The 18,090-nt window shown below is 63.8% G+C and carries 19 protein-coding genes; 9 read left to right on the plus strand and 10 right to left on the minus strand.

All coding sequences use genetic code 11. The features are described 5' to 3' along the window. Positions 1–67 precede the first annotated feature (67 nt). Positions 68–541, minus strand: a complete 474-nt coding sequence (locus JEY66_RS26635) for a VOC family protein (RefSeq protein WP_018271201.1) — start codon at positions 539–541, stop codon at positions 68–70. A gap of 381 nt (positions 542–922) precedes the next feature. Between JEY66_RS26635 and JEY66_RS26640 the strand changes: the two genes are divergently transcribed. Further along, positions 923–1,576 (plus strand): glutathione S-transferase family protein, encoded by a 654-nt coding sequence (locus tag JEY66_RS26640; protein ID WP_026192660.1) that lies wholly within the window; start codon positions 923–925, stop codon positions 1,574–1,576. 77 nt (positions 1,577–1,653) lie between these two features. On the opposite strand, the gene JEY66_RS26645 is transcribed toward JEY66_RS26640, so the two are convergent. After that, complete coding sequence (locus JEY66_RS26645; protein ID WP_157183450.1) at positions 1,654–2,841, minus strand: serine hydrolase domain-containing protein; 1,188 nt, start codon at positions 2,839–2,841, stop codon at positions 1,654–1,656. Between the two features lie 370 nt (positions 2,842–3,211). On the opposite strand from JEY66_RS26645, the gene JEY66_RS26650 reads away from it, so the two are divergent. Continuing rightward, complete coding sequence (locus JEY66_RS26650) at positions 3,212–4,357, plus strand: NAD(P)/FAD-dependent oxidoreductase (RefSeq protein ID WP_018271198.1); 1,146 nt, start codon at positions 3,212–3,214, stop codon at positions 4,355–4,357. Positions 4,358–4,597: 240 nt separating this feature from the next. Beyond that, on the plus strand, positions 4,598–4,834 hold the full coding sequence (locus JEY66_RS26655) for a hypothetical protein (RefSeq protein WP_018271197.1): 237 nt from the start codon (positions 4,598–4,600) through the stop codon (positions 4,832–4,834). Between the two features lie 276 nt (positions 4,835–5,110). Here the strand turns inward: JEY66_RS26655 and JEY66_RS26660 are convergent, their stop codons facing one another. Beyond that, entirely contained in the window at positions 5,111–6,007 is an 897-nt protein-coding gene (locus tag JEY66_RS26660) for a LysR family transcriptional regulator (RefSeq protein ID WP_018271196.1), read from the minus strand. Between the two features lie 317 nt (positions 6,008–6,324). Here JEY66_RS26660 and JEY66_RS26665 point away from each other — a divergent pair, with 317 nt between their 5' ends. Together JEY66_RS26665 and JEY66_RS26670 are read left to right on the plus strand one after the other, a co-directional pair. Then, positions 6,325–7,059 (plus strand): SDR family NAD(P)-dependent oxidoreductase, encoded by a 735-nt coding sequence (locus JEY66_RS26665; RefSeq protein WP_026192658.1) that lies wholly within the window; start codon positions 6,325–6,327, stop codon positions 7,057–7,059. Between the two features lie 41 nt (positions 7,060–7,100). Then, positions 7,101–7,700 carry an NADPH-dependent F420 reductase gene (locus tag JEY66_RS26670; protein ID WP_018271194.1) on the plus strand — a complete coding sequence of 200 codons (600 nt, stop codon included), beginning with the start codon at positions 7,101–7,103 and terminating at the stop codon, positions 7,698–7,700. 171 nt (positions 7,701–7,871) lie between these two features. Here JEY66_RS26670 and JEY66_RS26675 read toward each other — a convergent pair whose 3' ends face one another. Beyond that, positions 7,872–8,525 carry a glutathione S-transferase gene (locus JEY66_RS26675; RefSeq protein WP_026192657.1) on the minus strand — a complete coding sequence of 218 codons (654 nt, stop codon included), beginning with the start codon at positions 8,523–8,525 and terminating at the stop codon, positions 7,872–7,874. Positions 8,526–8,632: 107 nt separating this feature from the next. Between JEY66_RS26675 and JEY66_RS26680 the strand changes: the two genes are divergently transcribed. Beyond that, the gene (locus tag JEY66_RS26680; RefSeq protein WP_018271192.1) at positions 8,633–9,196 is read left to right on the plus strand and encodes a TetR/AcrR family transcriptional regulator; all 564 of its coding nucleotides are present in this window, start codon (positions 8,633–8,635) and stop codon (positions 9,194–9,196) included. A gap of 199 nt (positions 9,197–9,395) precedes the next feature. Here the strand turns inward: JEY66_RS26680 and JEY66_RS26685 are convergent, their stop codons facing one another. From JEY66_RS26685 to guaA, 5 genes are all read right to left on the minus strand, one after another. Further along, on the minus strand, positions 9,396–9,665 hold the full coding sequence (locus JEY66_RS26685; RefSeq protein WP_018271191.1) for a hypothetical protein: 270 nt from the start codon (positions 9,663–9,665) through the stop codon (positions 9,396–9,398). Between the two features lie 662 nt (positions 9,666–10,327). Then, positions 10,328–11,524: an MFS transporter gene (locus JEY66_RS26690; RefSeq protein ID WP_018271190.1), complete on the minus strand. Its 1,197-nt coding sequence runs from the start codon at positions 11,522–11,524 to the stop codon at positions 10,328–10,330. Position 11,525: 1 nt separating this feature from the next. Next, positions 11,526–12,569, minus strand: coding sequence for an adenosine deaminase (locus JEY66_RS26695; RefSeq protein WP_016845571.1), 1,044 nt, complete (start codon positions 12,567–12,569; stop codon positions 11,526–11,528). Positions 12,570–12,745: 176 nt separating this feature from the next. Beyond that, positions 12,746–13,288, minus strand: a complete 543-nt coding sequence (locus JEY66_RS26700; RefSeq protein ID WP_041482641.1) for a helix-turn-helix domain-containing protein — start codon at positions 13,286–13,288, stop codon at positions 12,746–12,748. Positions 13,289–13,360: 72 nt separating this feature from the next. Continuing rightward, a complete protein-coding gene (gene guaA, locus JEY66_RS26705; RefSeq protein WP_026192654.1) occupies positions 13,361–14,971 on the minus strand; it encodes a glutamine-hydrolyzing GMP synthase in 1,611 nt (536 codons plus the stop codon). Positions 14,972–15,108: 137 nt separating this feature from the next. Between guaA and JEY66_RS26710 the strand changes: the two genes are divergently transcribed. Together JEY66_RS26710 and JEY66_RS26715 are read left to right on the plus strand one after the other, a co-directional pair. Further along, the gene (locus JEY66_RS26710; protein WP_016840304.1) at positions 15,109–15,480 is read left to right on the plus strand and encodes a nuclear transport factor 2 family protein; all 372 of its coding nucleotides are present in this window, start codon (positions 15,109–15,111) and stop codon (positions 15,478–15,480) included. Between the two features lie 192 nt (positions 15,481–15,672). Further along, positions 15,673–16,005 carry a DHCW motif cupin fold protein gene (locus JEY66_RS26715; RefSeq protein WP_018271187.1) on the plus strand — a complete coding sequence of 111 codons (333 nt, stop codon included), beginning with the start codon at positions 15,673–15,675 and terminating at the stop codon, positions 16,003–16,005. Between the two features lie 200 nt (positions 16,006–16,205). On the opposite strand, the gene JEY66_RS26720 is transcribed toward JEY66_RS26715, so the two are convergent. Further along, positions 16,206–16,658: a winged helix-turn-helix transcriptional regulator gene (locus JEY66_RS26720; protein ID WP_018271186.1), complete on the minus strand. Its 453-nt coding sequence runs from the start codon at positions 16,656–16,658 to the stop codon at positions 16,206–16,208. Between the two features lie 114 nt (positions 16,659–16,772). Between JEY66_RS26720 and JEY66_RS26725 the strand changes: the two genes are divergently transcribed. Beyond that, positions 16,773–18,053, plus strand: a complete 1,281-nt coding sequence (locus JEY66_RS26725) for an MFS transporter (protein ID WP_018271185.1) — start codon at positions 16,773–16,775, stop codon at positions 18,051–18,053. Positions 18,054–18,090: the final 37 nt, after the last annotated feature.

An 18,090-nucleotide genomic window follows, 5' to 3' on the forward strand; every position in this document is an offset into this window, starting at 1 on the left:
GCCGCATATACCAGCTCGATCGGACACCCGACTATCGAGCCCGGGCCAGGTCATTCCGGCACGCGGATTACCCCGCCGCCGCGCGCTCGATCGCGGCGATGTCGATGTTCTTCATCGTCATCATCGCCTCCATCGCGCGCTTGCCGACGGCGCGGTCGGCGTTGTTGACGAGTTCGAGCAGCCGCCGCGGCGTGATCTGCCAGGCAAAGCCCCAGCGATCCCGGCACCAGCCGCACGGCAATTCCTTGCCGCCGTTGGAAGTGACCACATTCCAGTAGCGGTCGGTCTCCTCCTGGCTGTCGGTGAGCACCATGAAGCTGACCGCCTCGTTCGGCGTGTAGTTGGAGCCTCCGTTCAGCCCCACGAAGCGCCGGCCGAGCACGGTGAACTCGACCGTCAGCTCCTCGCCCTGCCCGATGCCCGGTATCGGCGATTGATGGCCCGCGCCGACATGGCTGTCGGGAAACGTCGCGGCATAAAATTCCGCGGCTTCACGCGCCTTTCCCTGATCGAACCAGAGGCATGTGACGAGATCGGTCATTTGCAAGTCTCCTTGTTTGCGCGGTTTGCGCGCAAAGGACGATTGGCGAAGGCGGCAGCCGACATCGCGGCAGCAGGCTGATGAAAAATATCTGCGGAACCGCATTTGTCACAACACCGCCTCCACAAATACCACCGTCGGCCTGCGCCGGGACGACGCTGAGTGTGTTGCGCTGCTTGTGGTCTCGACCGCGTGACGCGCATGCGCGAGCCTGTAGCCCGGATGGAGCGCAGCACAGTCCGGGGTTCTCGCCTTTGGCAGGACCGGTCCCGGATTTCGCTTCGCTTCATCCGGGCTACGTTTGGCCAAAAGATTCCGGGATCGGCTGTCGGGGCGCGCGCGGCCCGCTCGTCCTCGGGACGCAAGGACATGGAGCAAACGATGACCCCCATCATTACCGCCTTCGAACGGTCGCCCGATGGCGGCAAGGGGCTGGCGCGCGATACGCGCGTTCGCTGGGCGCTGGAAGAAGCTGGCCAGCCCTACGAGGTTCGCCTTGTTTCGTTCCAGGCGATGAAGGAGCCGGCGCATCTGGCGCTGCATCCCTTCGGCCAGATTCCGACCTATGAGGAAGGTGATCTCGCGCTGTTCGAGACAGGCTCGATCGTGCTGCATATCGCCGAACGTCATGCCGGCCTGCTGCCGGGCGATGCCAATGCCCGCGCCCGCGCAATCACCTGGATGTTTGCCGCGGTCAACACGGTGGAACCGCCGATCCTCGAATTCATGACCGCCAGGATTCTGGAGAGCGACAAGCCCTGGATCAAAGAGCGCCTGCCGTTGGTCATGGATCGCATCCGCGACCGGCTGAAGCAACTGTCCGCGCACCTCGGCAACGCCCACTGGCTCGACGGCGCGTTCAGTGCGGGCGACCTGATGATGGTGTCGGTGCTGCTCAGGCTGAGAGCATCGGGCATTCTCGACGAATTTCCGAGCCTGTCCGCCTATGTCGCCCGCGGGGAAGCCCGGCCGGCTTACCAGCGTGCTTTCGCCGCGCAGCTGGCGGTTAACACGGGGAAGCAACTGCCCGGATGAGGTTGGCGACATCAGGGACAGGCCTCGCGCAGATGGCAAAGCCCCTGACATCGCTGCGCCCATCCAGGCAAGGTTTGCTAGTCGAAAGGATCGTGTTCTGACAGCGGTTCGGTCAGCTCGAATCCTGGATGGAGCTGCGAAATAATCTCTAGTGCGGTGCGGCCGGGTCCGATCCCCGCGGGGTGCACGCCCGACGCATCGAAATACTGGTTGCTCAGCACCGCGACACCGCATTGCAATTCCGGCACGACGATCACGATCGCTTCGAATCCGCCCCTGCTCGTAGCGCCGTTCTTTGTGAAAACGGTATGGCCCTGCGTGTCCGTGGTGATCTGCCAGGCGAGGCCCATGGTGACGCTGGTCTTCTCCCCGCAAACGGGGAATGTCCCCTGGTTCTGCTGCGTGAGCGCGATTTGCGACCCGAGCACCCCGTTCGGGGCCGCAATCTGCGCCGCGAGAAATCTGATCATATCGTCGCCGGTGGTTTTCAGATCAAAGGCTGTGCCGCCGGTCGGCGTGTTGCGGTCGAAAACGATCTGGTATCGCGGCTCAGCACTCTTGCTCCAATGCCCGATACATCCCTGCGCAATCTTCCATGATGAATTGACGACGGCTCCCGTTTGCTTCATGCCGAGCGGACCGGTGACGTATTCGGCCAGAATTTCGTTGTAGTTATGGCCCTTGTCTTTCGCGAACATCTGCGTGACCGCAAAGCCCAGCGTCACGAAACCGATATTGGAATACTGCCAGCAGCCCTGCGGCGGCGTATCATATTGATTCCACCAGTTGATGAGTTCACTGGAAGGCGGCTCGTCCGCAAACAGCTGCTCGCTGTAGCCAGTCAAGCCGTCCCCCGGCTGCTCCGGCATGCCGGAGGTATGGGTGGCGAATTGGACGAGCTGGATGGCGTCCAGCACCGGCGTGCCCACCGCCTTCGCGCTGAAGAGGTTCAGATAGGGGCCGATGGTGTCGTCAAGTGAAGGCCCACCCGCCTTGACCGCCACCGCCAGCAATGTGCTGGTGAACACCTTGGTCACCGATCCGATCTCGAACACCGTGTCGGTCGTGACACTGAACGGCGCGGGCGAAGAGCCGGCCACGCCTGACAGTCCCTTGGGGTAGACGTAGCCCTTGGTGCCGAACGACTTTTCGTCATAGACCGCGATGCAGCAGCCAGGTGCGTTGCTGATGCCGAGATATTTCTTGGCCGCCTCCTGAACGATCTGTGCCGGACTTGTCGTCGCATCGATCATCTGGTCACTCATTTCGCCCTCCTGCCCGTGACAATGCACGATGTTGACCTTTGGTTGCATCATCTCATATAACGTCGTTCAGCGCGAGTGAAATCGCCGTGACTGTCTGTTTCAAGTTCGGTCGGTGGAACGTTCGTGCGGAAAGCAGCGTCATCAGACGCGGGCTTGCGCCGACGTCCCGACGGCCGCGAAAAGTCTGGCTGATATCGCAGGGCGGGTTAGCGCCGCGCAACCCGCTGCCTCGCGCGTGGCTTCAAGATGTGGCGGATCACGCTTCGCCAGTCCTGCTGCGCGCTCAGCCGGATTATGCTTGCTGCCAGAGCATCGGAAATGACATGGTTGATTTCACACCGCCGATGCAGGCAGAGCGCAGGACTTATTCGTGAGCACCAATCAAGCGATCAGACTTGCGGTGATCGGACGTGGCCTGATCGGGTCGGCGGCTGCGCGGCATCTGAGCAAGATGGGCCACGATGTTGCGCTGATCGGGCCCGATGAGCCGGCGGATCTTTCGCGCCATGGCAGCGTCTTCGGCAGCCACTATGACGAGGGCCGCATCACGCGGAGTTACGATCCCGGGGCGTTCTGGCGGCAAGCGAACCGCGCTGCGATTTCGCGCTATGGCGAGATTTCAGCGGAGAGCGGCGTGGAGTTCTACCGGGAAGCCGGTGCGCTTCACATTGGCAATAGCGAAACCACCGATGTTGCCTCGATCGGCAGCATCTGTGCCGAAGACGGGATCCTGTGTGAAGCCTATCACGATGCGGGGCTCGCGGAGCGCTTTCCGTTTCTGAAATCGACGGCGGGAATGCAGGGCTACTTCGAGCCGCGCAATGCCGGATACATCAGCCCGCGCCGCCTGGTCCGCGCGCAGACGATCGCGGCGGAGCGCGCCGGCACCCGGATCATCGACGAGCCCGCGCTGGGGATTTCGGAAAGCGGCTCCGGCGTGACGATCCGGACGCGATCGGGCAGCATCGAGGCCGAGCGTGTTCTGGTTGCGGCGGGCGGGCACACCCAATCGCTGCTCGGCCGCTCCCTGGGCTTTACGGTCTATGGGCGGACCGCAGCGCTGTTCCGGCTCGGTGCGGCGGAGACCCAACGTCTGGCCGAAATGCCGTCGATGCGTTGTCTCGGGCCCAAGGGCGACAATCCCTACATCCTGCCGCCGATCTCCTATCCGGACGGCCAGACCTGGCTGAAGCTCGGCGGCGATCCGGTCGATCTTCCGCTCGACAGCGAGGCCGATATCAAGGACTGGTTCCGCTCGGGCGGATCGATTGAAGTTGCCGATCGGCTTCAAGGACAGATCCTAGACCGCATTCGCGACCTCGCTTTCGAGGAACGCCGCGTCGTGCCTTGCATGACCACCTTCGGCGACAGCGGCCTGCCCTGCATCGGACCGCTTTCGGAGCGCGTCACGGTCGCCTTCTGCTGCTACGGCAAGAGCGCAAAATGTTCGGACGAACTCGGCCGGCTCGGCGGCATGGCGCTGCTCGGCGAGGTCCGACCCGAGCTCGCGCCGTGACGAAATTTTGGCGGACGTAACGCGCCCTCACGATCATCACGCGAGGACGTGATGGATTACGCTTCGTTCATCCAGCCTGTCAGTGATGGCCTGCATTGCGCGACACAACGGCGAGGATCGCATTGCTCACGCAGCGTTGAGCCGGCGTGAGTGATGATTGCATTTAAGTCCGCCGTTGCTGCGCACAAATATCCGACGAGGCCAGACTCCTTGGCCCCATAAACAAAACGGAGAAACTCAATGACGAACGTCAAACTCCTGTCGGCTGCTTTGATCGCGGTTGCCATGATCGCGTCGCCGGCAATGGCGCGTGAAACCCACGCCGTGTCCCGCCACGTCGCGGAGGCGAGCGCCGCCGCGCCGACCGAGCCCGTCTATGTCGACGGTCGCGCCTGCATTCCGGCGCCGCGCGTCGGTTCATTCGCCACTGCGCCCTGGACCGGCAACAACGTCCCCTGTGAGCCGGGTCCATATTGATCGGTGCGCATCAATCGGTCGAGCGGCCTCCTCGCCGCTTGACCGGCGCGCTGCGCCATCGCGACGCTGAAACAGCGAGTAGCCCGCATGAGCGCAGCGATATGCGGGATACCACGCGACTCGCTGATAGGCAATGTCCCGGATATCGCTTCGCTCATCCGGGCTACGCTCGCTACCGTCAGCGGCCCAAGGGGTTGACCGGGATTTCGCTTGGAGCAATCGCGGCTCGGCTTCCGACCGGAGTACGGCAAGCGCCATCGGCGACCTGCCCGCGCGTCAGTCGCGCGATACGGACAGTCCCGCGAGAAGCGGCGCGTACGCGGTGAGCCTGCGGGATACGAACTCGGTGAAGAGCCGCACGCGCTTCGTCTTGCGTGTCTCCCCCTGTGTGAGAAGCCAGAGCGTCCCGTACATGTGCAGGTCGGTGCCCGGCACCCTCACGAGCAGAGGGTCGGCATCTCCGACGAAGCACGGCAGCGTCGTCATGCCGAGCCCCTGCCGCACCGCGACGATCTGCGCCTCGGCATCTGTGGCCCTGAACGGAACCTCGGCGGCGCGAACCTCGCCCTCGTGGGCCCAGTCCGGGATTCCGTGAATGCTTATGACGATCCACCTGACGGGATCGGGCGCGCCCGCACGCCACGCGGCCAGTCGATCGCGGGATATGTAGATGCCTCCGAACAGCTCCGGTCCCTTCAGGCCGTGAAGATTGAGCGGCAGGGTCTTGCGGTCGTAGACGACGCGGATCGCGACGTCGGCCTCCCGGTTGGTCAGATTTGCCAGCTCGCCGGACGACATGATTTCCATTTCGATGTCCGGATGCAGACGCGCGAAATCGGCGAAGTCCGGCATGAGCAGGTGTGTCGCGAGGGGCGGTGCCAGCGTCACCCGCAGACGCCCGCGCACGCCCTGGTCGCGGCCGAAGACGCGCGTCTCCAGCTGGTGCGACGACGCTTCCATCTGTTCCGCGAGCTCGAGGACCTCCTCCCCCGCAGCCGTCAGGCGGTAGCCCGAAGGCAGCCTCTCGAACATCTGCGCCCCGAGCCGTTCCTCCAGTTGGGCGACGCGTCGCAGCACGGTCGAGTGGTTCACTCCGAGGCGCTCGGCGGCAGCCCGTACCGAGCCTCCGCGCGCGACGGCAAGAAAGTAGCGAACGTCATCCCAGTCGATCATGGTGCAATCCGGCACCGCTGGGGTGCGCCTTCCAAAGCCCGTGTCCAATACGTCGGACAGCATCTCGGATGTGGGTAGCACGGGCGATCATCATAGCCCAAGCCGAATAGCCCATGCCGACAAGCGCGGCCCAATTCCGAGCGGCGGACACCGATCGTTGCGGCTGGCGTCAGTCGTCCGGCCGGATCGATTTCGCACCACCGATGTGCACGCTTCCGCACTCAACGCCTGACGCCGGCGGAGCTACGTCGAGGTTCTCGGGGGCCATCTCGCAAATGGGACCAGAGACGCTGTCCGACACGACGAAAGGAGAAGTCATGGGAAAGCTTGAGGGTAAGGTTGCAGTCGTCACGGGTGGATCGAGCGGCATGGCGCTGGCGAGCGCCCGGCGGTTCGTTGAAGAAGGCGCCTATGTTTTCATCACGGGCCGAAGGCAGGAAGCGCTCGACGAGGCCGTCAGGCTGATCGCCCGCAACGTGACCGGCGTGCGCGGCGACGCGGCCAATCTCGACGACCTCGACCGCCTGTTCGATACGGTCAGGCGGCAAAAGGGCAAGATCGACGTCCTGTACGCAAGCGCCGGCATCGGCGAAGCCATCCCGCTCGGCGAGATTACCGAGCGGCATTTCGATGCGACCTTCGACCTGAATACGCGCGGCACGCTGTTTACGGTTCAGAAGGCGTTGCCGCTGTTCAGCGATGGCGGCTCGATCTTCATGACCGGGTCGGTCGCGTCGGTGAAAGGCTTTCCTGGTTACGGCGTGTATGCGGCGAGCAAGGCGGCGTTGCGCTCATTCGCACGCACCTGGCTCAACGAACTGAAGGGCAGGAATATCCGGGTGAACGTGTTGAGCCCGGGGCCGATCGCCACACCGATGCAGGACCACGTTCTCACCGAGGAGGCGAAGCGGATGTTCGAATCCCTGATCCCGCGCGGAAAGATGGGGCGTCCCGAGGAAATTGCGGCGGCCGCGCTGTTTCTAGCTTCAGACGATTCGAGCTTCGTGAACGGGGTGGAGTTGTCTGTCGACGGCGGCTTCTCGGCGATCTGAGCGGCCGGGGAATCAATATCAACACGGATCGGAGAAGCATCATGAGCTATGCGATTGTAGGATTCGGTAAGGTGGGCCAGGCCCTCGCCCACGCCTTCGCCCGTAAGAACATCGAGGTAGCCGTCGCGAGCCGCCGGCCGCCCGAGGCGCTGGCGCCGCAGGCTCGGGCGATTGGACCCGCGGTCGTCGCCAGGTCGCTGCGGGAAGCACTCGAGGCCGACACAATCATCCTGGCGGTCCCGTTCGGGGAGCATCGCGAGGTCGCGAAGGCCCTGCCGAGCTGGAAAGGCAAGACGGTCATCGACGCGATGAACGCGTTTCCAGTCCCCGAAGAGCTGGACGGTCTGCTGTCCTCCGCCTTCGTCGCGAAGGCGTTCACCGGCGCCAAGCTCGTCAAAGGCTTCAATCACCTGGTTGCGGCCAAGCTGGCCGCCGATCCGATCGTCGAGGGCGGCCACCGGGTGGTCTTTCTGGCTGGTGACGACGAGGACGCGACCGCTCCCGTGGCGGCTTTGGCGAAGCAACTCGGGTTCGCACCCGTCAAGCTGGGAAAGTTCAACGAGGGTGGCGCGCTGGTGCACGCACGCGGCCGCACTTGGGGCCCGCTCATCTTCCAGGATTTGTTCAAGAAGGAGCCGTAACGGATTTGCGACCCGTAGCCCGCATGAGCGGAGCGACATGCGGGACGAGACGCGGAGCGCCGATCGGAAAACCCCGGATGTCGCTGCGCTCATCCGGGCTACGCTTGCGATCTCGGCGATCCGCTCTCGCGTAAGTCTCACGAGAGCGGCGTTCGCAGACTACGATCTCGATCAAGATGCCTCGATCGGCTCGGACATCGTTATCCGGTTCTTGACGCTGGGACGCGCCTGCATCGCTGCATACCATGCCAGAAGAGCCTCGCACTCCATCGGCACCGGCACCTTCACCAGCCCCGCGAAGATCAAGCCGCCTATGAGGGTGATATCGGCCATCGTGAATGCGTCGCCGGCGACGAACGGCTGTCCTTTCAGAATGCCGTCAAAGTAGTGCATCCCCCTGAGGGCCTTGTCGCGCTGACGGAATCCCCATTCGGGGTTCTGATAGATCTCGACATGAGGCCCGAGACCCGGCGTGGCGTGGTGGAAATAGACGCTGATGGCGTCGAGCAGTTCCAGTTCGGCGCGCTTGCTCATCATGTGGATCACGCCCTTTTCGCGCGGCGTCCTGCCGGTCAGCGTCGGCGGTCCATCGAGCGCGTCCAGGTACTCGGTGATGGCTGTGCACTCGCCAATGAAGGTCCCGTCGTCGAGTTCGAGCACCGGCAGCGTGCCGGAGTAGTTCTTGGCAAGGAATTCGGGCTTCTTGTGCTCGCCCTTGTAGAGATCGACCAATACGAACTCCACTTGCGACCGCAGGTTCTTCTCGGCCAAAGCGATGCGAACGCGGGCCGGATATGGGCCAGTTGGCCAATCGTAAATCTTCATCATGACTCCTGTCTACCTGTCACTTGGTAGGGTCAAACTAGCCTTCAAATCCGGCCGGTCAACGCCTATCTGTCACTTGGTAGATAACGAAGCAGTGAGGCGACGAAGTGAGTTCGAGCTCTCGGGAGGCCATCCTGGCGGCAGCAAAGCGGACCGCGCAGGCGCGCGGCTATATCGGCTTGAATTTCCGCGATCTTGCCGACGAGGTCGGGATCAAGGCCGCCAGCATCTATCACCATTTCCCGAGCAAGGCCGATCTCGGCGTCGCCGTCGCGCGGCGCTATTGGGAAGACACCGCCGCCCAGCTCGAGGCGATGCTGGCGGAAACGGCCGATCCTGTCCGCTGCCTGCGTCGATATCCCGAGGTGTTTCGCAAGGCGCTCGAGAACAACAATCGCATGTGCCTCTGCAGCTTCATGTCCGCGGAAGTCGACCACCTGCCGGACGCAGTGAAGCAGGAGGTCCAGACCTTTGCCGACGTCAACGTGGCGTGGCTGAGCAAGCTGTTGGTGGCGGCGGGCCTGGTCAGTTCGAGAAAGAGCGAGCAGCGGGCCCGCGCCATCTTCGCCGCCGTCGCCGGCGCGCAGCTCATCGCCAGAAGCCGCGCCGATATTTCGCTCTACGACTCCATGATCGACAGCTATCGCGCCGCGGGTCTCCTGCCGGCATAGATCGCCCGAATGTCAGATCGAGGCGAGGCGGGGACGCCCTACTCCCACTCGATCGTTCCAAGCCATGGTAGCGAGTAGCCCGCATGAGCGAAGCGATATGCGGGACACCACGCGACGCGCTACAGGAAGTGCCCCGGATATCGCGGAGCCCGTCATCGGGCGCGCGTTCGCGCGCCCCGTTGGCTCATCCGGGCTACGCTCACCGGTGCACGCACGCGGCCGCGTTTTGGGGCCAGCTCATCTTCCAGGATCTGCTAAAGAAGGAGCAGTGATCGCGCGGGCGCCGTTCGAACAGTGGGGAGACACCCTGGCCGCGCCGGATGAACAGCGCGCAGTTCGGTTCAACGGTTTCAAACAGCGTCAGATATGACAAAGCGTTCTCGCGACGAAAATCGTCCGAGCCTTGCTGTTTGGTTTCACCCTCTTCGATCAGAGGGCGCAGGGAAGACCGGGTGCCGATCGCACCCATGGGCCCCGAGCAATGGGTAGAGAGCTCGGGGGTAGGACCACAGGTGTAACCGGAAACATCCGGCCTTCCCTGCGCGATGGTTGTGCGGCTTACTTCGTGCTCTCCCCGGCGAGACTGGGCTTTTTTGTCACCGTTTCGCGAAGATGCTTCGCATCTCGCGGAAGACACCTACCACTAGGGCGTCAGGACCACACGACTTCACCGTCCGCCTCATGCGCGTTCGTCAACTGCGCACTCAGCGTCCACCGCATCCCACACCACGTTCGTGACGATCGCGATCCGCCCCTCGTGTCGGGTGAGACGCGCAGATTGAACATCTGAGTTGGGTCAAACGCCAATCGGAATATTTTCTTATCGCAGGATTGACAGGGTTTTGGTGAGTTGCCCGTCGGGGTGATTTGTCGCAGGCGGGGAAACGAGATTTGATTTGCGCAGGCAGCGAGTAACCCGCATGAGCGCAGCGATATGCGGGACGCCACAACGACACGCGGACAGAAAGTGCCCCGGATATCGTTTCGCTCATCCGGTTTACGCTCGCTCAAGCCCCGCTCCCACTCAATTGTCCCCGGCGGCCTGGCTCAATTGGCGGTCAATGCCGGTCGCACATAAGGCGGTCAGCAGGGCGTAATCTGCCCTCGCGAGCGACGATGCAGTGAATTACGCTACGAACCAATGGAGCTCACCACGCCGTCCGAACGCTTCGGCGATCTCGCGTGCAGTAGCATGATCAGAAGCGGCACGATGACGATCTCGCCGGCCACCAGCATCACTCCGGATACATCCGAGACATTCAGGATCCGGGCGCCAAGGGTGGCCCCTGTACCGATAGCCGAGTTGATCACGGCCGAATGGATCGCGGCCGCGGGCATGGCCGCGCTACCGGCCGCGCGCAAGATCCAGGTCTGGAGGCCCGCGAACAACGCTGCGACCGCGGTGCCCCAGATGACGAGCAAGGCCACGACCAAAGAGATCTCCAGTTGAGGGCCAAACCATCCAAGGCCGACCAGCGCTCCCGAGAGCGCAAGCAGTCCCCACGTGATAACGGATTTCATGAAGCGATCGATCAGAAAGCCGGTCAGAACGTTGCCAAGGAATCCCGCTCCGCCGAAACCGAACAGCATCACACCGATCATGACGGGCGGCACATCCGGAATCTGCCCAAGGAACGGTTCGATGAAGGTGTATGCCGCGAAATTCGCTGCCGCCATGAACGCCGTTACGGCATAGATTCTCCGCAGGTCCCGCCTGCGCAACACCGCTGCCAGCGCTCTCCATCCGGTCGGCGATCCCGCCTGAATTTGCGGAAGAAGGCCGGCCATCAGGCCGGAGGCGAATAATCCGACCGCGCCGATCACACCAAACGCCGTGCGCCACCCGCTGGTCTGTCCAATGAGGTTGACGAGCGGCACGCCGATGACCGTTGCCATCGAAATTCCGCCGAACACGATCGCGGTCGCAACACCCATACGATCCAACGGCGCGATCTGCGCGGCGATCGCCGCTGCCATGGCCCAGAAGAAGCCGTGAACGACGGCGCCCACCGCCCGCGCCAGCATCAGCGCTTCCAGACTATGGGAGTGCATCGCGGCCAGATTGGTTGCGGAAAGCACGAGCATCAGGACGACGAGCAACGGCTTGCGGGGACATCGCTGAAGCAGGACGGCAGACAACAGGCCGCTCGCAGCGCCGATCCAGGCATAGAGCGTTACCGCGAGCCCGACGGCGGCCTGGTCTTGGCCCAGATCGAACGCGATCTGTGACAACAGCCCGATCGGCGCGAATTCGGTCGTGACCATCGTAAAGGAAGCAACGCCGAGCACGATGACGGCGAGCCAGACACGGAGTGCGGAACCGGTCACGTCAACTCTCATTGCAACTGACCGGTACACCGCCCCTCTTGCCCATCTCCGCGATGACGCGCCGTGCGCGTTTACGCCTGTCTTCATCCATGAACGCGGCCTTGAGGCTGTTGTCGGCCAGGCTCAATTGCTCCTCCGCGGTCAGCCCCAGCGCACCGGCCGCGCGGATGAAGTTTTCGTTCACGTGCCCGCCGAAATACGCTGGGTCGTCTGAGTTGACCGTGACGCAGAGGCCGGCGTGGAGGAGCCGGCGCAGATTGTGCTGTTCGAGAGCGGGAAAAACCTTCAACGCGACATTCGAGAGCGGGCACACCGTCAGCGGTATCCCTTCGTCGGCAAGGCGTCGCATCAATGCCGGATCGGCCTCACATTGGACGCCATGATCAATGCGATCGACGCGCAGCCTGTCGATCGCCTCAGTAACATAGCGCGGCGGTCCCTCTTCGCCAGCATGCGCCGTCGCCTTCCAGTCAAGCGCGCGGGCACGGGCGAAGACCTCGGCGAATTGTCCCGGCGGATAGCACTTTTCCGGTCCGCCGAGCCCGAGGGCCATCACCCTGTCCCGCCAGGGACTCGCCATCTCGATAGCGGCGAAAGCCTCTTCAACAGGCTTATGCCGGCGAACGCAGAGGATCATGCCTCCGGTGATATCGAGTTGCGATCGTGCATCGGCATAGGCGGCGCTGATACCATCCATGACCGCCGCGAACGGCACTCCGCGCTCGGTATGGTCCGCCGGCGTGATGTAGACTTCCGCATGAACGACACCGTCCTCTCTGGCGCGGGACAGGTATGCGAACGTCAGCTCATAAAAGTCGCGCTCGGTCCGGAGAACGGTCAGGCCGACCCAGTAGACCTCCAGAAATGACTGGAGATCAGAGAAGCGATACGCGGCGAGGATATCCGCCATCGACCGGTACGGGATCGCAACATCGTTGCGGCGGGCGAAATCGAGCAGCATGCCCGGCTCCAGTGTCCCCTCGACATGCACGTGAAGCTCGGCCTTTGGAACGGCCTGGATGTCAAATGACTGAACGGGATTCATCGAACGCGATCTCGGGTCTTGGCTGTGTTCGTTTCAGCGCTTCCGCGCATCCGAACGGATGTGCGATGCCAAAACTCACACCTGGCGTGTGGCCCCGAGCTAGCAGCTTTTGGCGAAAAGTGGCCACGCATAAAATATGCCGGGATCACCTCGCCAAGGTGAGCTCCAACTGCGCCTCAAGCGATGGTGGTGACCAGCCGTGCGGGAGTTCCATCGGCAAGCGTGATGCGTTCCCACAGCAGCCGTCCTGGGGCGATCACAAGGTTCGCGTCAAAATTCGGCCCGGTCTCGACCTCGAGCGAGCCGATTTGTCCGTCATACCAGCCGAGATCATCGAGAGTGGTATCAGCCGCGAGGATTTCCGGAGATGCATAGACCAGCAACGATTTGCCGAGAAATTCGGAAACGTCGGTTCGCCATTCGGCTTGTCTAGAGGCTGATGCGGCAAGCAGGCGATGCGTCAGGTCGCAAACCAGATGGACCTTGTGGGAGGAGGATTCGACAAGACGCTTCAGGCCGGCATCCTGAGCCGATTCGAATCGGCCCATGAACAACCGCTGTGCCGTAGCCCACTGCGCTTCGGATAGATCGAGAACTCCCCGCTCCCAGCGCGACACGGTCGCTTGGTTCACACCCATCAATTCAGCGAAATGGCTTTGCTTCATCTGACGAAGCAATCGCGTCCTTCGCAGCTTGCGGCCTTGATCACCCGGCGGCATTTCTCGTTCATCCGACTTGGTTGTAGCAGGCGCTTCTTCTCCGGACGTTGCGTATCCAAATTGCTGGGTTGCCTACTCCCACTCAATCGTCCCCGGCGGCTTCGACGTCACGTCGTACACCACCCGGTTCACGCCCTTCACCTCGTTGATGATGCGCGTCGCGGTCTCGGCCAGAAACTTCATGTCGAACTGATAGAAGTCCGCGGTCATGCCGTCGGTCGAGGTGACGGCGCGCAGGCCGACGACGTATTCGTAGGTGCGGCCGTCGCCCATCACGCCGACGGTCTTGACCGGCAGCAGCACCGCGAAGGCCTGCCAGATCGCATCATAGAGGCCGTGCTTGCGGATCTGGTCGATATAGACCGCATCGGCGTTGCGCAGGATGTCGAGCTTTTCTTTGGTGATGTCGCCGGGGCAGCGGATGGCGAGGCCGGGGCCCGGGAACGGGTGGCGGCCGACGAATACCTCGGGCAGGCCGAGCTCGCGGCCGAGCACGCGCACCTCGTCCTTGAACAGCTCGCGCAGCGGCTCGACCAGCTTCATGTTCATCCGTGCCGGCAGGCCGCCGACATTGTGGTGCGACTTGATGGTCACCGACGGGCCGCCGGTGAAGGAGACGCTCTCGATCACATCGGGATAGAGCGTGCCCTGCGCCAGGAACTCGGCGCCGCCGATCTTCTTGGCCTCCGCCTCGAACACGTCGATGAACAAACGGCCGATGGTCTTGCGCTTCACCTCGGGATCGGTGACGCCCTCGAGCTCGCCCAGAAACTCCTTCGACGCGTCCACATGCACCAGCGGGATGTTGTAGTGGTTGCGGAACAGGTCGACGACGGTCTTGGCCTCGTCGAGCCGCAGCAGGCCGTGATCGACGAACACGCAGGTGAGCTGGTCGCCGATCGCCTCGTGGATCAAGACCGCCGCGACGGCGGAATCGACGCCGCCGGACAGGCCGCAGATCACTTTGCCCTTGCCGACCTGGGCGCGGATCTTCTCGATCGCCTCCTCGCGGAACGCCCGCATGGTCCAGTCGCCGGTCAGCCCCGCGACCTTGCGCACGAAATTGCGCAGCAGCTTGGCGCCATCCGGCGTGTGCACCACCTCGGGATGGAACATCAGGCCGTAATACTTCCGCTTCTCATCCTGGATGATCGCGAACGGCGCATTCGGCGAGGTGCCGGCGACGGAGAAGCCGGGCGGCATTTTGGTGATGCGGTCGCCATGGCTCATCCACACCTGGTGCTTCTCGCCGTGGTCCCAGATGCCGTCGAACAGCTGGCTGTCGGTCTTCACCTCGACATCGGCACGGCCGAACTCGCGGTGGTGCCCGCCCTGGACCTCGCCGCCGAGTTGGGCCGCCAAGGTCATCTGGCCATAGCAGATGCCGAGCACGGGAACGCCCGACTCGAAGATCAGCTGCGGCGCGCGCGGCGAGCCGGTCTCGTGCACCGATTCCGGACCGCCGGAGAGGATCACCGCCTTCGGCTTCATCTCCTTGAAGGCGGCCTCCGCCTTCTGGAACGGCACGATCTCGGAATAGACGCCCATCTCGCGGACGCGGCGGGCGATCAGTTGCGTCACCTGGCTGCCGAAATCGACAATCAGAATCTTGTCATGCGCCGAGGCCACGGAGGGCGTCGACGGTTCTTGAACTGTGTCTTGGGCTGTGTGCTGGGCTGTCATGGCAAGCAGATACGCGACGGCGCCCGCCCCCGCAACCGCGCTCGAAGGGGCGCCCACATTCTTCTTTGGGCATGGACAAATCCATATAGGTCAGTATTATTGACCTAATTTGGCCATAAACCACATGGAGGAAACCAATGCCGGATTTTCACGAGCCGTCCCGCCTTGCCGCGCTCGGCCGCGACTGGATCGCCGCCTGGAACGCGCGCGACCTCGAGCGGGTGCTGGCGATGTATGCCGAGGATGCCGAGATGACCTCGGACCGGATCCCGCCGCTCGGCTTCGGCGCGTCGGGCACCGTACGCGGCAAGGCGAGCTTGCGCGCCTATTGGAGCGCGGCGCTGGCGAAATTGCCCGAGCTGCATTTCGAGCTGATCGACCTCTATGTCTCGCCCGACAGCGTCGTCGTGTTCTACCAGAACGAACGCGGCAAGAAGATCTGCGAGTATCTGCGGCTGGATGCCGAGAGGAAGATCCGGCAGGGCTCGGCGAACCATCTGGTGGGATGAGGCGCTGCGGCATCCAGTCATCCGTCACCCTGAGGAGCGCGCTCTTGCGCGCGTCTCGAAGGGCGACGGCCCGGCTCCAACCATCCTTCGAGGCTCGCCGCGCGCTGCTGACGCACCGCCCGGCGCGCACCTCAGGATGACGCCGGTGGATAGGATACAGAAGCGAAAGACGCGACGTCAGGAACCACGCGCATGAAAATCCCGACCCTGCCCTTCACCGTCACCGACTGGAACAAGCTCGAGCCTTCAGTGCATCCCGGCGAGACCGGACAGGCGCTGTGGCGCACGCTCAACATCGGCGAGCTGCGGGTCCGGATGGTGGAATATTCGCCCGGCTACCTCGCCGATCACTGGTGCGATCGCGGCCATGTGCTCTACGTCGTCACGGGCGAGCTCGACACCGAGCTGCGCGACGGCCGCAAATTCACGCTGAAGCCGGGCATGAGCTACCAGGTCTCCGACTTCGGCGACGCCGCGCACCGTTCGTCGACCAAGACAGGTGCGACGCTGTTTATTGTGGATTGAATACACGTCGTCCGTCACCCCCGCGCAAAGGCTTCGCCTTTGTCGCTGGAGGAGCGAGTAGCGCGTCTCGAAGGGCGACGGCCCGGCTCCATCCCCGTCATTGCGAGCGTAGCGAAGCAATCCATCGCGCCGCTTGCCGAGACATGGATTGCTTCGTCGCTTCGCTCCTCGCAATGACGTGGAGAGAGTCCGCCCTTCGCTCACCGCCGACGCGCCGCCACCTTGCTCACCTTGGTGTCCGCCCAGCTCAGCGGCTTGCCGCTCTTCGACGGCAGCATGAGCTGCCCAACCGCCTGCCCGGCCTGGTCGAGCAGCACCGAATGCGGCTCGCCGCGCGCAAAGAGATGCGCCTCGCCCCATTGCCTGAGACCAACCACGATCGGGAACAGATCGTGGCCTCGCCTGGTCAGCACATATTCCTGATAGGCGCTGCCGTCGGAGGCCGCGACCTGCTCGAGCACGCCTGTTGCGACCAGCGTGCGCAGCCGCGTCGTCAGCATGCCCTTGGCAATGCCGAGATTCTTCTGGAAGTCGCCGAACCGGCGCAGGCCGTCGAATGCGTCGCGCACGATCAGCAGCGACCACCAGTCGCCGATCGCGTCCAGCGCGCGCGCCACCGGGCATTCCGCTTTTGCAAATGCGGTCCGCTTCATCGCGCTCCGCCTCCCTCGATCACGATTCCGAACCGGTCTTAAAATAGGACTAGACAGCGTCCGGCGCAACTGGTCTCATGATGAGACCAGATTGCGAATTGCAGCGGAGGCAAGATGACGAACCAGACCATGGCTGAGGCCCGGCCGGCCGAGGCCGTTCACAAGACGCACGACAAGTCCGGCGACACCACGGCTCGCGCTCTGTCGCCCGCCGTCGTGCTGCTGTTCGCCGCCGCCTGCGGGCTGAGCGTCGCCAACATCTATTTCGCGCAGCCGCTGCTCGACACCATGGCGCAGGATCTCTCCATCACGCCGGCGGTGATCGGCGGCGTCGTGACGCTGACCCAGGTCGGCTACGCCTTCGGCCTGATGCTGATCGTGCCGCTTGGCGACCTTTGGGACCGCCGCAGGCTGATCGTCGGCCAGACCGTGCTGTCGGCGATCGCGCTCACCATCGTCGGCACCGCGCCGAACGCCGCGGTGCTGCTTGTCGGCATGGTGCTGGTCGGGCTGCTCGCCGTCGTGATCCAGGTGCTGGTCGCCTACGCCGCGACGCTGGCGGCGCCGGCCGATCGCGGCCGCACCATCGGCACCGTCACCAGCGGCGTGGTTTCAGGCATTCTGCTGGCACGTTTCGCCGCCGGCGCGCTGGCCGATCTCGGCGGCTGGCGCGTGGTCTACCTCACCTCGGCCGCGCTGACGCTGGTGCTGGCGGCGCTATTGGCACGCGCGCTGCCGCGGCATGCACCGCAGCCGATGGCCGGATCGTCCTACGCAAAGCTGCTGCGCTCGACGGTCACGCTGTTCGTCGAGGAGCAGGTCCTGCGCGAACGCGCGGTGTTCGCGCTTTTGATCTTCGCGAGCTTCAGCGTGTTCTGGAGCTCGGTCGTGCTGCCGCTCGCGGCACCCCCGCTCTCGTTGTCGCATACCACGATCGGGATGCTCGGGATCGCAGGCCTCGCCGGCGCGCTGGCGGCGCGCAATTCCGGCCAGCTCGCCGACCGCGGCTGGGGGCAGCGCACCACCGGCTTGTCGTTGCTCTTGATGCTCGCCGGCTGGGTGCCGATCGCCTGCCTCAACACCTCGCCATGGCTGGTCGTGGCCGGCGTGCTGATGATCGACTTCGCGGTGCAGGCGATCCATGTCACCAACCAGAGCCTGATCGTCGCCGCGCGCCCTGACGCGGCGAGCCGGCTGGTCGGCGGCTACATGGTGTTCTATTCGATCGGAACGGGTTTTGGCGCGATAAGCTCGACGATGGCCTATGCGGCCGCCGGCTGGCCCGGCGTGTGCGTCCTGGGCGCCGCGATCAGCGCCTGCGCGCTGCTGTACTGGGTGATCGTGGTGAGCAGGACGCCGGCGGCGCAGAGCGTTTGCACCGTCCCGTCACCCTGAGGAGCGCGCGCTTGCGCGCGTCTCGAAGGGCGACGGC

The organism is Bradyrhizobium elkanii USDA 76 (assembly GCF_023278185.1).
Taxonomy (GTDB): Bacteria; Pseudomonadota; Alphaproteobacteria; order Rhizobiales; family Xanthobacteraceae; genus Bradyrhizobium; species Bradyrhizobium elkanii.

Excerpts from the sequence above, each read along its gene's own strand:
- JEY66_RS26720 (WP_018271186.1), bottom strand. The coding sequence starts at position 16,658 with ATGAAGCGGACCGCATTTGCAAAAGCGGAATGCCCGGTGGCGCGCGCG.
- JEY66_RS26660 (WP_018271196.1), bottom strand. The coding sequence starts at position 6,007 with ATGATCGACTGGGATGACGTTCGCTACTTTCTTGCCGTCGCGCGCGGA.
- JEY66_RS26675 (WP_026192657.1), bottom strand. The coding sequence starts at position 8,525 with ATGAAGATTTACGATTGGCCAACTGGCCCATATCCGGCCCGCGTTCGC.
- JEY66_RS26700 (WP_041482641.1), bottom strand. The coding sequence starts at position 13,288 with ATGCCGCCGGGTGATCAAGGCCGCAAGCTGCGAAGGACGCGATTGCTT.
- JEY66_RS26685 (WP_018271191.1), bottom strand. The coding sequence starts at position 9,665 with ATGGGTGCGATCGGCACCCGGTCTTCCCTGCGCCCTCTGATCGAAGAG.
- JEY66_RS26640 (WP_026192660.1), top strand. The coding sequence starts at position 923 with ATGACCCCCATCATTACCGCCTTCGAACGGTCGCCCGATGGCGGCAAG.
- JEY66_RS26645 (WP_157183450.1), bottom strand. The coding sequence starts at position 2,841 with ATGAGTGACCAGATGATCGATGCGACGACAAGTCCGGCACAGATCGTT.
- JEY66_RS26715 (WP_018271187.1), top strand. The coding sequence starts at position 15,673 with ATGAAAATCCCGACCCTGCCCTTCACCGTCACCGACTGGAACAAGCTC.
- JEY66_RS26670 (WP_018271194.1), top strand. The coding sequence starts at position 7,101 with ATGAGCTATGCGATTGTAGGATTCGGTAAGGTGGGCCAGGCCCTCGCC.
- JEY66_RS26635 (WP_018271201.1), bottom strand. The coding sequence starts at position 541 with ATGACCGATCTCGTCACATGCCTCTGGTTCGATCAGGGAAAGGCGCGT.
- JEY66_RS26710 (WP_016840304.1), top strand. The coding sequence starts at position 15,109 with ATGCCGGATTTTCACGAGCCGTCCCGCCTTGCCGCGCTCGGCCGCGAC.
- JEY66_RS26695 (WP_016845571.1), bottom strand. The coding sequence starts at position 12,569 with ATGAATCCCGTTCAGTCATTTGACATCCAGGCCGTTCCAAAGGCCGAG.
- JEY66_RS26665 (WP_026192658.1), top strand. The coding sequence starts at position 6,325 with ATGGGAAAGCTTGAGGGTAAGGTTGCAGTCGTCACGGGTGGATCGAGC.
- guaA (WP_026192654.1), bottom strand. The coding sequence starts at position 14,971 with ATGACAGCCCAGCACACAGCCCAAGACACAGTTCAAGAACCGTCGACG.
- JEY66_RS26725 (WP_018271185.1), top strand. The coding sequence starts at position 16,773 with ATGACGAACCAGACCATGGCTGAGGCCCGGCCGGCCGAGGCCGTTCAC.
- JEY66_RS26655 (WP_018271197.1), top strand. The coding sequence starts at position 4,598 with ATGACGAACGTCAAACTCCTGTCGGCTGCTTTGATCGCGGTTGCCATG.